Source organism: Alkaliphilus metalliredigens QYMF (assembly GCF_000016985.1).
In the GTDB taxonomy this organism is placed as follows: domain Bacteria; phylum Bacillota; class Clostridia; order Peptostreptococcales; family Natronincolaceae; genus Alkaliphilus_A; species Alkaliphilus_A metalliredigens.
In genome coordinates, this window is the sequence record NC_009633.1 from 4,793,719 (window position 1) to 4,807,386 (window position 13,668).

Consider the following 13,668-nt stretch of genomic DNA (forward strand, 5'->3'; position numbering starts at 1 on the left):
GCTATACTTTGCAATCTGCAATCTCAATATGAGAATAACAACCTTAAAACGGTATCAAAATGATATTTTTTCTCATTTTGATACCGTTTTAATTCCATATATCTTCAATTTTCGATATAAAGTGGCTCTCCCAATCCCCAGGGCCGTCGCCGCCATGGTAATCGCCTGCTTTGTATTTCCAAAATATGCAATGGCCTTTATCATTTCCTTCCTTTCTAATTCTTGAATTGAAGTAATGCCTCGGAAGCTCTCATCCTTTGACTCTGTTTGTCTACGAGACAAGCGTTTTGGTAAATCCCTCTCCATAATGATACTTCCTGAACACATATTGACTGCATATTCGATGGTATTTTCTAACTCTCTCACATTTCCTGGCCATTGATAACTCATAAAAACATCAAATACCCCAGGGTGAACCTCTTGAATATACTTGCCCAGCTTCTCATTGCACTTGTTCAGTAAGTAGCTTACTAAAATCATTAGATCCTCTCCCCTTTGTCTCAAGGGAGGAATGTGTAGGGGAATCACATTAATTCGATAAAAGAGATCCTGCCGGAATTCCCCCTCCAACACCCTATTTTCCAAATCCTTATTGGTGGCCGCAATAATTCTTGCATCAATAGGGATAAAATCCTTTCCCCCCACCTTTTCAATCACTTGCTCCTGCAAAACCCGCAAAAGTTTGGTTTGAAGATGCAGTGGCATATCTCCAATCTCATCAAGAAAGATGGTTCCGCCATTGGCCAGTTCAAACTTCCCTGATTTCCCTCCTCTTTTAGCCCCTGTAAAGGCTCCTTCCTCATATCCAAAGAGCTCACTTTCTAGCAGTTGCTCTGGAATCGCTGCACAATTGATGGGAATAAAGGGTTTCTTGCAGCGCTGACTATGAAAGTGGATGGCTCTGGCAAAGAGCTCTTTACCAGTGCCACTCTCTCCTTGAATCAAGACAGTGGAGGAAGATTGAGCAGCCTTTTCCCCCTGGATCTTGACCTCATTAAATAGCTGACTCTCTCCAATGATATCATCAAACTTCATAATCATTGTTCCCGTGGTCATATCATTGATAATCCCCAATACGTCTGAAATATTGCTGAATGTAAATACAATTCCAAAGTTCTCACTACCTATACGAATGGGGTTGGCATCAAAAACCCCTCTAAATCCGTCCCCCTTGCCTCGATAGACAAAGGCTCTATTTTTAACCTGACGGCTCTTTTTAAACAGTAGATTCACGTCAAATTCTTCTAACAAGTCTTTAATGTTCCGATCACATACTTCATTTTCACTAAGTTTAAAAAGTCCTATGGCCCTTTTATTATAGTGAATGATCTTTCCAGTCCCATCAACAGCAATAATGCCTCGGTCAACGGAATCCAGTACAGTTTCTAGTTCCTTCACTAAAAATTTGATTTGATCGGTACTTTCCTGCTCAATCACCTTGGAAGAAATCAAATCTGCCATCTTGTTTAAAAATTCCATTAGGTTTTTTTGATTCCCAATCATAGCGGTTTTTTGTTCTTCTTCAAAGGCAATAAGTCCGATTACCCCAACAATTTGATCCTTCACCTTAATTGGACAGCAAACCTCCGCATATTCCATACAGTTTCCAACATTTTCACATTGCAAGCAAATGTCATGTTGTCTTGGGTTTTCAATGATCAGACTCTCTCCTTGCCTAAGAACAAATCCAAATGCGGAGTTCTCATCAACCTTTTCTCCTACCTGTTCTTTATAGCACCCCGTACCAGCAATTCGATTTAGGTGATGGTCTACAATTGTCACATCTACATTAATCACACTGGCAATCGCTTCCGAGACATTTTGCACACTTGAAACAATCTTCCTTAAATCCATAGAGCATCTCCCTTTTGCTTTTATCGATTCCTTTCACTTTATCATATCAGAAGAGTGAATTGTCACCAACTATTTTATATCTACTGAAAAATCCTATTCTTCTAAAGAAATTGACTTCGTAAAAACCTAAAAAAACACTCTCTTACTGATAGAAGAGAGTGTTTGTCTATGTTCAAATTCAAATAATGCTTAGCCTAGGGCTAATTCTGCTTGATTCACTAAGGTCGCCATAAGCTCCTTAACGGTGGTGATTTCATCGATGCGGTAGGCATTGCTACCAGAAAAGATTAATCCATTATCCACATCACCGGTCACTGAATTAATTAATGCAGTGGAAATACAATAAGGTGTGTTTTTAGGATCACAGGGCTTTAAGCAATCATAGCATTTTTTTACTGGAATGTTTCCCGTCTCCAGCCTCTTGGTTAGCTGATTCGCAATCGCTCTGCCCGGCATACCTACAGGGCTTTTCACTAGTTGTACATCCCCTTGCTTTGATTGCAGATAGGCATTTTTGAAGTTAATATGTGCATCACATTCCTCTGTAGCCACAAAGCGAGTAGACATCTGTACTCCAGCAGCACCTAATTTTAAGTATTTAGCGATATCTTCACCATCGAAAATGCCACCTGCTGCCACAACGGGAATTGATTTGTTATGCTTTTCCTCATAGGGCTTCAATGCTTGGATGACCTCAACCATAATTTGTGCTAATTCTGGTTCTGGTTTAGTCCTTAATTGCTCTTCTGAAAACCCTAAATGTCCTCCAGCTTCAGGACCTTCCACAATCACTAAATCTGGTGCATACCCAAATTTCCGATCCCATAGCTTGCTAATTAAGGCTGCTGCTTTACCGGAAGAAACGATGGGAGCAATCTTTGTTTTTGTTCCCTTAATCATATCTGGCAAATCTGTAGGTAATCCAGCCCCTGAAACGATTAAATCAATCTTTTCTTCCACTGCGGCTCTTACCATATCTTTATAGTTGCTAATTGCGACTAATAAGTTAACACCTAACACACCATCTGGGCTTAAATCTCTCGCTTTTTGAATGTGCTTTCTAAGGGCTCTGACATTGGCTTCATCATTGTTTTTTTCAAAGTCTGGCTCTTCAAATCCAATTTGAACCCCTGATATAACACCTATGCCCCCTTCATTAGCCACAGCTGAGGCCAGTTTTGATAAAGAAACCCCCACACCCATAGCTCCTTGGATAATTGGGACAGTTGCAACGAGTTCTCCTAATCTTAGAGAAGGTAATTTCATGATATCGACTCCTAATCTATTGTAATATTAAAAACATTATTACAAAAATTATATATCTATTATTATACTAAGTCAATAGATAAAGTAATATGACCTGGTTCTAATATCCTTTACTCTTTTTATTTTTCCCTTATTTGAACAATCAATGCACTTTTTGCTTTATTCAGTAGGGGCCCAAAAATAATTTTCCGGGCCCCCATTCTGTCTTTATGCGGGCCTATGCTAATCCCCTCTTTATTTTTTTTCTAAATATGCCAAATATAATGAGTGTCAGTCCAATAATCCATGCTGAAAACTGACCCAACTCACCCCAACTGGCTGAATGGGTAATCACATTACTCAATCCCAAAACAGTCCAATAAACAGGGGACCAATATAAAAAGACCTGTTGTTTAATTGGTAGCAAGACCACCCCTAAAAAGGAGGCTGATGCAATTAAGAATAAAAACTTCATATTGGCGATTCCAGCAATTTGATTATTACTTAACACACCAATTAAAAAACCCAAAATAATTGAAACAAAAGAACTGACGATTACCATTAAAGTTATCATGGCAAAATTAACTTCTGTCACATTTAAAATCCACAGTATGATAAATGTCTCGATAATAGGTAAGATCATACCGATGAAACTTTTCCCTATGATAAACTCTAGATTCTTCATTGGTGTAGTACTGAGGGCAGCAATTGTTCCCGCTTCTTTTTCTTCTATTATATTAAGACCGATCACCATTCCCGATAGCATGATGGCGATCAGAATCACACTGGTTGCGCCATAGATTGTGAATGCTGACTTTCCACTGCCTATATCACTAAACTGAACTTCATAGGCTCCACTGTCTCCACTGGCCCTATGAATAATTTGTTGCGCAATAGATTGTGCACCTTCTCCTTCGTTTCCTTCCAAAACAATGATAAAATGCCCCTGCTGATCTTGGGTGACACCAATCACTTCATCTACTCTTCCAACCCGATCCTCTATGGCTTCTCTACCCTCTAAAAGGGCTACACTTCCATATTCCTTAAATGTCTCAACCACCCCTTGTTCTATTTGATTATCTAGTGCAAATTGATAGGAGATCATATTGACACTGGGAATAAAGAACCTCAATCCAATGGCAATCAGGATCGGGGCAATCATCAAATAGAATAATAAAAATTCTCTAGAGCTACTTTTCATATCTCTTTTGAAAATGGATAGGATTCTCTTCATATTATTGCCTCCCTTAGTCCCTTAATAGATTTCTCTTGTATGACATCAATGCTAAACCATATAGAATACCACTCAACCCTGTTAGTACCAGTAGACTCTCATAAACAACAGCATTGTTTCCTACTGGGAATATGGCCTCTCGAATGGCAAACATCAAATTATATATGGGTATCATGGTGATTAATCGCGGTGAAAAACTTGGGGTAAAGTAAGAGATCATTGGGGCTGTTAACAGTAAGCTAATCCCTAAGATCCAAATCATTGCCTTTGAAATATTGTCAAAAAAGCTGGCCAGTAGCATGGCAATGGTGGAACTAAACAAAGTTCCCGCTGCCACAACACTTACAAGCATAGGCCAATTCACATTTATACCCACCGTTAGTAGGGTAATTAAAATAGTGGAAAGTAGTCCTAACACCACCATTAATACTAACTTACTAAATAGGTACAACCCGACGCCACCTGGAGAGATCATATAGGCTTTAATGGTTCCCTCTTCCTTCTCCATAAAGATGAGGGCGGCTAAAAAGATAAACCCTAACATAACTGGTTCATTCAACAGAATCAAGGGCACCATTTGTTTATTAAATGGTATCTCCCCTAAGCTTCTTTGATCCCTCAGTATCACTGTTTCAATTCCACGATCATTGATTGTCTCTCCATCTAAAATGGCCTCAATTGTTAATGCAAGGGCTCTTTGGCTTTGTGGATTTTCATAACCCTGCATGATCAACTCAAAGGCAGGGTTCCCCTCCATTTCATAGAGTCGTAAGCCCACTGTGTTTTGATTTTCTTTCATTAAAGCGACAATTTCATCTCGAGAAGCCACTGTACTATTTTGTGGCTGTGCATCTAAATAGGTTAACAGTGGTTGAAATTCCTCAATGCTTTCATCTTCCAATGAATAGATGATATTCGTACTGGTATTTACGCTTTCCGGTATCAGAAACTGAACAACGCCAATTAGGAGCACGGCCACCACCATGACAATAAGAAAGAAAAAATTTCGATAGGCGATCTTAAAATCTTTTTTAAGGAGCCCTGCCAATCTCTTCATTTTATTTCAGCTCCTTCCCAGTAATTTTTATAAATATTTCTTCTAGGGTTGCTTCCTGGGTATGCATTGTTTCAATGTGTTGTGATGCAATGATTTCCTTGAGCTGTTGTCTTTCTTTCTCATCGGTCAAAGAATAACTTCTTTTTTTCAGTATTTCCTCCTTGAGATATTCCACCTTTACAAAGCGTTCCCCATAAATTAGCTTTAAATTTCTTGGTGAATCTATGGCGCTTATCTCTCCATTGGTAATAAAGGCTACCCGATCACAGATTTCTTCAGCAATATGCATATTGTGAGTAGTTAAAAAAATAGTTGTTCCCTGCTCTTTTTTTTCCTTAATGATTCCTTTGATGGTACTTGCTGTATTGGGATCTAATCCTGAAGTGGGTTCATCTAAAAACCAAATTTTAGGTTGGTTTATCATAGATCTTGCAAATACCAATCGTTGAAGCATTCCCTTGGAATATCCCCCTGCTTTTTGATGAGCTGCGTCCTCAAGCCCTACTCGTTTCAAGAGCCCCATTGGATCCTCTGTGGGTACATCATACATCTCACTATGGAATTGTAAATTTTCTACTCCAGAAAGCTTTTTATAGATATTGGGTCGTTCAAAGGATACCCCTATATGATTAAATAGGGTTTTGCTTTTATTTCCTATGTTTTGCCCATCTATTAAAACGGTTCCCCTTTGAAGTGATAATAGACCAATTAATATATTTTGTGTTGTTGATTTCCCTGCGCCACTGGGGCCTAAGAATCCAAATATCTCCCCTTGATTCACTTCAAAACTAACATCTTTTACCGCATAGTGTTCATCCTTTGTATAGGAATGATATAAATTTTTTACTGTAATCATACCTTCACCCCTTACTTTTTATTATGAAGCTTTATTCACTTCCAACTCACATCTGGCTCGATTGTTCTCTTCTTATACAGTAAATCCCTTTTCAATAATAAATAACATCTTATCCACCATCTCTAACAGCCTTCTCTCATCCTGTATCATTTCCTCATATCTTATGTCATTGAGTAAATAGTCTACTATGGATGTGTTTAACGTAGAAATCATATGAGCACCAAATTTCGTGTCAATTTCAGGATTGATCTCTCCTCTTTGTTTTCTTTCCTCGATTAACTGTTCCAGAAATTGATTGCTTTTTTCAAGGCCCATTCCTAAAATTTCTTCCTTAAACTTGACATCATTCTCTTTTAAAAAATGATTAGCAATTCCCACTAGCTGGGGATTCTCCTTTGCAAAAAGTATTCCCCTTACATAAAGTTTTTTGATTAATTCAAAAAAACGTAACTCATCCATCTCTTCTAGACAATCCTTTAGATAGTGCATTTTTTTCTGTGTTGCGATATCAATCATAAATTTATATAAATCCTTTTTATCCTCAAAATATTGATACAAGCTACCCTTGGCAATATTAGCTCGTTCAGCTACCTTAGAAATACTGGCATTATCAAAGCTATTTTTTGAAAATTCTTCTATGGCAACTCCTATGATCCGCTCTCTTTTTTCATCGGGCAAATTAAAAAATGTTTGCTTTGGCATATCGTCACTCCTCGTATCTTCGGTCTATTGCTAAGACTCTGATTTAAATTTCTTTTATGACTACCCAGTCATTTTGATATTAAAAAAATATTCCCCCTTAGTGTGGTCATTATTTCACTGAAAAATACATTATATGACTACCCAGTCACATCCTTTCTTCAATTGTATGCTTCTATGGTTATTCTGTCAAGATAATTTTTATGTAAAAAGCCCGTGCATCTGTTTTTCACAATTACACGAGCTCTTACCTTGTATCGTTTCTTACCTTATCCTTGGCTGTCGATTTCGATCCCTGCCATTTTAATTAAATATAGGGCATTTCTAGTTGTTGATATTCCAGGTCTAAGCCTATAGTCAAAGTATATCTGATTATCTTTATAATGCTCTTGGAAATGATAGTTTTTAATATTGCCATGACTGTCCTTTTCAATCTCTCCCAGTTCAAGGTCATGGGTGGAGATTAACCCCATGGCACCATCCTCATAAAGCTGTTTAATTAGAGTCTTGGCGCCAATATGTCTATCATGAGAATTTGTCCCCTTAAAGACTTCATCAATTAGAAAAAATACTTGCTCATTTTCCTTGCTTGCCTTAACAATTTTCTTTATTCTCAGTAGCTCGCCATAAAAAGAAGAGATGTTTTTTTCTAGATTATCACTTATTCTCATACAGGTATGGATTTCCATGAGGGAGCACTTCATACTAGAAGCGCAGACCGGGGTCCCCATATAGGCCAACACTAAATTAATGCCTAGGGTTCTCAATAGGGTGCTCTTCCCTGACATATTAGATCCCGTAATGAGTAGGATTCTAGATGGGTCCTTAATATCTACATCATTACATACCTGTTTATTGGTAAGTAGTGGATGCCCTACTGCTTTGCCCTGAAAAACCCATGGCTCATCTACAATCTCTGGGATACTCCATTGTGGATAATCATGTCCTATATTAGCAAGGCTTGATAATGCCTCTATTTCTCCTACTACCTCCAGCCATTCCTGAATTTGTCCTCCTGATTGTCTTTTCCAAGCTTCTAGGGCAATCATACATTGGTAATCCCATAGTATTAGTATATTAATTGGAAAAAACATTAAGTTATTTCGATTTAAAATTCTATCTGCAATGACTTCCAGCCTTTTCAATTGTTGAACAGCGCTTAATCCTTTGTTATCACGTAGTCTATTCTTTAACTCCTTCAAGTAATCAGAGGTAAACCCTTCCTTTTCCACATGGGCTAACATCCGAGTATACACCCTAATGGCATCTTTATATTGATACACTGGATTTAATTCCTTACTTCTTTGTTTCACATTGATTAAAAGTATCAGTATGTGGAGCACCAGTAGAACCATAGCTGATTGTACAGGTAAAAAATCAGTAAAATAGCTCACAATAAAGGTGGTGACAGTCACCATAGGTAGTACCCTCATCCCCATGACTAACCAAGGTCTTGAATAGACTTCATTTCTACTCCCCGCCCAATTGATTAGTCCTCCTTTGTCATGGCTTTTATCCTCTATTCGCATCCCCTCTGCTTGAAGTCTTTGGCGCCACCATCGTTTCCTTGATAGTTCCTGAAGAGCTTCCTGTCTTTGGTTGATTACATCCTTGTTTTTCTCCGGTTCTGATAATAATCTGGCAAGTCTAACCCTGCCTACATATGTTGTACATCGATTGACCCATTGGAAAAGAGATCCCCTTCCAAATATGTCTAGATCACTACTGAAAGGATGTTCCTCATCTTTAAATTCATCACCTCGGTCTTCAAGGTCTATCCACGTTCCCTCTACCCTTTGAATGGATTGTCCATTGATTTTCTCTAGCATGGCGATATATTGTTGGGTCATTTTTAGGCTATTGAACACCCTCACCAGGTAAATAAACACCCCTACAGACAACATAAATATAATCAATGAAAGATTGTTATTTCTTGATCCTAATAGAAAACCTCCGTTTATGAGACCAACTATTCCAGCCAAAAGCCTAAAATTTCCTATTGTATTAATTGATTTTCCTAGCTTACAAAATGCTTGGGAATAGTATTTGACTCTTCTTTCATAGATTGCCTTGACGTTTTGCAAAGTAAAGTCTCCTCTCCAATTTAATTCACTTAACTATTATAGATAATTAATGTTCACTTGCTTACCTATCTTAGCATATACTCCCTTTAAAATAACTTATCATATTATGACATAGAATCAAAATCATTGTTCCACATAATCAAATTTATCTTTTTATTCCAATTATTAGCCAATGCAGAAAAAAGATGCCCATAAGAGCATCTTTTTCTGTATTATAAAATTTGAAACCATTACTTAATGGCTGCATGAACCTCTTCAATCATCATATTTGTTCCAGTGATTCCACCGGAAGCAACATACCAAAGTTGAGAATTAAGATACACAATTTTGTCATTTTGATATGCCTGTGTCATACTAATCATCTCATTATCCAGTACTTGTTCTGCAGCAACACTACCACCCGTTACCGCTGCTCTATCAATCACAAAAAGATAATCTGGATCTATTTCCAATACGTATTCGTAGGAAACATTTTGACCATGATTGGCCATGATAATCAAAGCATTTTTCCCATTTCCCACCACATCTTGATGTAAAGCTTCAAGGGCATTATTGATACTGATAAGCTCACTTTCTACCTGCTCTCCCATATCAAAATTTTGTATTTGTCATGATGCATTCCTCCTCATTAACAAATAAAGAAAGATAACGCTTCCTATTACGCCAACCATCAATCCTATTGGAATCTCATAGGGAAAAATAATCAAACGTCCTAGTATATCGCAGGCCAAAAGGAATGCTGCTCCCAATAAAGCTGTTGTTAAAATATTCTTTTTTAGATAGTCCCCCTGATAAATGGTAACGATATTAGGTATAATCAAACCTAAAAAAGGGATTCTCCCTACGGTAATGACAACCAAAGAAGAGAGTAAAGCCACAATGGTAATACCTATATTCACAACTTGATTGTAATTGAGCCCTAGGTTCGCGGAAAAATCCTCACCCATACCAGCCACAGTAAACTTGTTGGCATATAGGAAGGCAATGATCACCAGTGGAATACTTAAGTATAAAAGCTCATACCTCCCTTTAATCACCAGTGAAAAGTTCCCCTGCATCCAGGACGAAATGTTTTGGACCAAATCATACCGATAGGCAAAAAATGTTGTAATTGATTACCGAGGCTCTGGAAAGCTTTTTCTACGCTACTCATATTCCAATAAAAGCATTTGATTTAAATGAATGTGGGATTTGTTCAATGGGATATGGAGAGGAAGAAAACCAGCCTTTTGTTAATCTATCTTATTTGAAAGATGCCTACTTTACAGCCTGTTATCTAGATCCTACCGATACCAATAGGGGGTTCTGCATTATGGGCCCTTATACTTCATCACTGCAAAGAAATGACCAATCGCTCTTGTATAAACCGCTAAGTTGTATTTCACACTTAGTTTCACTACTACATAGCCTCGTTAGAGATACAACTCAAATACACCAAGGACAGATAGGTATCCACGGCATGCCCTTGGGTCTTTATGTAAAAAAAGCCTTAGATTACATTCAGGCTAAGTATAGCGAGCCCATTACCTTAACCGAACTGGCTCACGATTTAAAAATTAACAGATGCTATTTTTGTACCTTATTCAAAAAAGAAACCAACAAAACCTTTTCACAATATTTGAATGAGATCAGAATAGAAAGAAGCAAAGAATTGCTACCGGAAAACAAGCTATCTATATTAGACATTGCCCTGGCGGTTGGCTTTAATAATCAAAGCTATTATACGATGACCTTTAAGAAGCTGGCTAATCAAACGCCCTTAGAGTTTAGAAAAATATCCCTTATGCTTTAAATTTGTTTAACTTCTTTCCTACCCTAACGCCATTACAATTTCCTCCTACTTTGTATTCAACATAATACCTCTTAATTATGTAATGTGTTGAACTAAAAAAATACACAACAGGGAAGTTTTTCTAAAACCTCCCTTTTTGTGTATTTTTAAATGTTTTATTGCTTTCTCTGAGTTCAACACAATTACCATTGTGTTGACTTGGGATTGTGTGAAATAAGCTCACTGGTTTTATATACTAAAAAGTTTTCTTTACTCTCTTCATTATACTAAAGAAATATACCTCTATAAGGTTAATAATTTAATATAAAAAAGACAATGTGAAAATCACTTTTCATTTAATTTTTTGTTAATAGAATCTAGAACTTTTTCTAATTTTTCATATCTTTCATTATCTTTTTTAAATTTTTTTAGTAATCTAATTGCTAAATAAACTATTGCCATCCAGAATACAATGTTTAAGATTAAGAATACGAGAGTCCAAACTACTTCCATATCAACACCTCCAATTAACTTGTTATTTAGAAATTATACTGTATGATTTATAGATATTTGAAGATATAAGAACCAATAATAACCAAACTAAAATGTTATAACTTGAGTTTGGTTATTATTGGATTTAGTGATTGTTATATTGGATTACAGATTTAAAATCAATTACTAATTTGCGGTATTAAAAAATTCAAACCTAGTCCGCGGTTAAGTTATTAATAATTATCGTAGCCTATACCTATTACTGATAGTAATGTATTCTTTTTTATAGACCCTATTCCATCTATGACTATATAATACTCTACTTGCCCAGAACCTTCCAAGAATACCGACTGACCATCGCTTGATATGTTATAAAAATTAGACTGAATATCAGGCGTATATGTAGTGCCTGCTGTAACCATAGTATTTAAAATAATTAAAGCGTCTGGATTAGATCCAAGCGCTTCGTACTTAGCATTGTGTTGAACTCGTGGAAGTTCTGAGCTTTATAGTTACTATGCCATTTGCAACACAAGGAAATATGGGACGGTTCTTTTGATTACGAAATTGATATCAGCGTCTATGAAACCTCTAAAATACTCGCAAATTGACGCTGCTTTACACTTTCTATACACTTAGCAAATGACTATTTTTTAAAAAAATTTCTATTAATGTGTTTCTACTTGTATATTTAATTCTCCGTCTAGACTAATAGAAGTAATATCAATATATATATAAGAGTAAAATTCAGAAACATAACCTATAATGTTATAATTTTTACTTTTTCCTGACTCGGATATATGCTTCAAATTAACTGCATTTTCATTAAATCCTCCTACATAGTATTCAAATGAGATATCAGTATAAGACTGTATATTAGAGATACTAAACTCTTTTTCATTATCATTTGAGCTAAAAATTAAATTTTCTATGTTTTCGTTAGTGTGATTTCTTATGGTAATAGTAGTTTCATTATTTTGAAAAAACATGTATTTTGTTGCCAATAATACAGTTAAACTACTCAAAAACAATATTATTAATATTTTTTTTGTTGACATATATGCAACGCTCCTTAAAAACATGAGACAAATAACAATCTTACTCATCTCATGTTAAATAATTCTACTTTTTTACATTATACTAATACGTATATAAATATCTTAAGCTATTTCTGTTATCATATACCTTTTTAGCTAAAGCGGTACTCACTAATGTACTATTCAAATCAAATATATCTCTCCCTTTTTTATTATTATATAAATCCATATCCTTATGATCTAGCAATGTATATCCATCAAGTACACCATTTGAATTTTTAGATTTTTCTTGTAATACGGAACTAGGATAATCCTCATGAGCAGTTGCAAACGCCGCTGCCTTACTAATACCAGTAGATTTCGAAGTAATTGCTCCAATATATTTAGCCATTAAAGCGTTCCATACCGCATGCCTATATGCATCTGAAGGATCTCCTACTAAATTATGGCCATAATATTGTTTAGTGCAATAATTTGCATCGTTAACAGCCAGTTGTATTGGATTTACAAGCAATGGATTTGCAACAATAAAAATTTTTTCTGCAGTTGTTAAATTTGACCAACCGCTTGGATAGATAATTGATTTTACCATTATATCATTCTCTAAAGAAAGAGTTTCATCTATTAGCCTAATTAATTTTTCATCACTAAGTTTTGGATTTCTTTCCTTTATATCCTGCAAATAATCTATAAACTCATCACTTATTGTCAATATATTATTTATGTCATTTTGTTTATGTTCTTGTATTTTATTTTTGTCTACTTTCTTAGTATCCTGAGATTCTATTAGCTCTACACCAATTATTCCAAACTGTTCTTGATCACCATTATAAACAGTAGTAGAAATACTTTCTTCATTCGAAAAATTCATTTGATTATTAGCTATTTCTTGTGCAGATATTGGCGCTATACTCCCAAAACATAATACACTTATCAACATTACGCATAAAGATTTTTTCATCATCTCATTTTTCCTCCTTAGTATCTAATAGTTTTCCCGAAAACTTTAAAGTTAAGTTATCCCAGCTTTCTTAATGATTGCTGGTTTTAAGGTTCATCTAGATGCGTGACTCAACTTATTAAAAGCTCACTCTAACTTGTTTTTTAAAATTTTCATTTGATATTGTGACATTACTGTAAGCCTTTGTGTATAATGTACTAGGGTCTCTTATTTTCATGTTTCCTCCTTCTTTGTTTATTTAAAGTGTACAATATGGAATTTCAATACTAAAACACCTTAGTTTTAAAAAAGTTCCATGAGAAATGGAACCTTTTTTAGACTAAGGTGTTTTTATTGTTAGAAAGCATCAAAGGAGGAATGAAGCTAATGAAAAAAACA

General features: G+C 35.8%; 13 protein-coding genes. 1 reads left to right on the forward strand and 12 read right to left on the reverse strand.

Annotation, left to right across the window (positions count from 1 at the left end; translation table 11 throughout):
* Positions 1–72: 72 nt before the first annotated feature.
* From AMET_RS23315 to AMET_RS23355, 9 genes are all read right to left on the reverse strand, one after another.
* A complete protein-coding gene (locus AMET_RS23315) occupies positions 73–1,854 on the reverse strand; it encodes a sigma 54-interacting transcriptional regulator (protein WP_012065624.1) in 1,782 nt (593 codons plus the stop codon).
* A gap of 189 nt (positions 1,855–2,043) precedes the next feature.
* The gene (locus tag AMET_RS23320) at positions 2,044–3,120 is read right to left on the reverse strand and encodes an NAD(P)H-dependent flavin oxidoreductase (protein ID WP_012065625.1); all 1,077 of its coding nucleotides are present in this window, start codon (positions 3,118–3,120) and stop codon (positions 2,044–2,046) included.
* A gap of 217 nt (positions 3,121–3,337) precedes the next feature.
* A complete protein-coding gene (locus AMET_RS23325) occupies positions 3,338–4,333 on the reverse strand; it encodes an ABC transporter permease (RefSeq protein ID WP_012065626.1) in 996 nt (331 codons plus the stop codon).
* A 13-nt stretch (positions 4,334–4,346) separates the two neighbouring features.
* The gene (locus AMET_RS23330) at positions 4,347–5,390 is read right to left on the reverse strand and encodes an ABC transporter permease (protein ID WP_012065627.1); all 1,044 of its coding nucleotides are present in this window, start codon (positions 5,388–5,390) and stop codon (positions 4,347–4,349) included.
* Position 5,391: 1 nt separating this feature from the next.
* Positions 5,392–6,246 (reverse strand): ABC transporter ATP-binding protein, encoded by an 855-nt coding sequence (locus tag AMET_RS23335; protein ID WP_012065628.1) that lies wholly within the window; start codon positions 6,244–6,246, stop codon positions 5,392–5,394.
* 72 nt (positions 6,247–6,318) lie between these two features.
* Positions 6,319–6,948: a TetR/AcrR family transcriptional regulator gene (locus AMET_RS23340; RefSeq protein ID WP_012065629.1), complete on the reverse strand. Its 630-nt coding sequence runs from the start codon at positions 6,946–6,948 to the stop codon at positions 6,319–6,321.
* A gap of 266 nt (positions 6,949–7,214) precedes the next feature.
* Positions 7,215–9,029, reverse strand: coding sequence for a MutS family DNA mismatch repair protein (locus AMET_RS23345; RefSeq protein WP_012065630.1), 1,815 nt, complete (start codon positions 9,027–9,029; stop codon positions 7,215–7,217).
* Between the two features lie 230 nt (positions 9,030–9,259).
* A complete protein-coding gene (locus tag AMET_RS23350) occupies positions 9,260–9,619 on the reverse strand; it encodes an ABC transporter substrate-binding protein (protein ID WP_049765321.1) in 360 nt (119 codons plus the stop codon).
* A gap of 18 nt (positions 9,620–9,637) precedes the next feature.
* The gene (locus AMET_RS23355; protein WP_198135472.1) at positions 9,638–10,141 is read right to left on the reverse strand and encodes an iron chelate uptake ABC transporter family permease subunit; all 504 of its coding nucleotides are present in this window, start codon (positions 10,139–10,141) and stop codon (positions 9,638–9,640) included.
* An 86-nt stretch (positions 10,142–10,227) separates the two neighbouring features.
* Between AMET_RS23355 and AMET_RS23360 the strand changes: the two genes are divergently transcribed.
* Complete coding sequence (locus tag AMET_RS23360) at positions 10,228–10,821, forward strand: helix-turn-helix transcriptional regulator (RefSeq protein WP_049765322.1); 594 nt, start codon at positions 10,228–10,230, stop codon at positions 10,819–10,821.
* 324 nt (positions 10,822–11,145) lie between these two features.
* Here the strand turns inward: AMET_RS23360 and AMET_RS26090 are convergent, their stop codons facing one another.
* The 3 genes from AMET_RS26090 to AMET_RS24655 form a co-directional block, all read right to left on the reverse strand.
* The gene (locus AMET_RS26090) at positions 11,146–11,313 is read right to left on the reverse strand and encodes a hypothetical protein (RefSeq protein ID WP_157047340.1); all 168 of its coding nucleotides are present in this window, start codon (positions 11,311–11,313) and stop codon (positions 11,146–11,148) included.
* A 647-nt stretch (positions 11,314–11,960) separates the two neighbouring features.
* Positions 11,961–12,350 (reverse strand): hypothetical protein, encoded by a 390-nt coding sequence (locus tag AMET_RS23365; protein WP_012065632.1) that lies wholly within the window; start codon positions 12,348–12,350, stop codon positions 11,961–11,963.
* A gap of 82 nt (positions 12,351–12,432) precedes the next feature.
* The gene (locus tag AMET_RS24655) at positions 12,433–13,293 is read right to left on the reverse strand and encodes a DUF6973 domain-containing protein (protein ID WP_012065633.1); all 861 of its coding nucleotides are present in this window, start codon (positions 13,291–13,293) and stop codon (positions 12,433–12,435) included.
* Between the last annotated feature and the right edge of the window lie 375 nt (positions 13,294–13,668).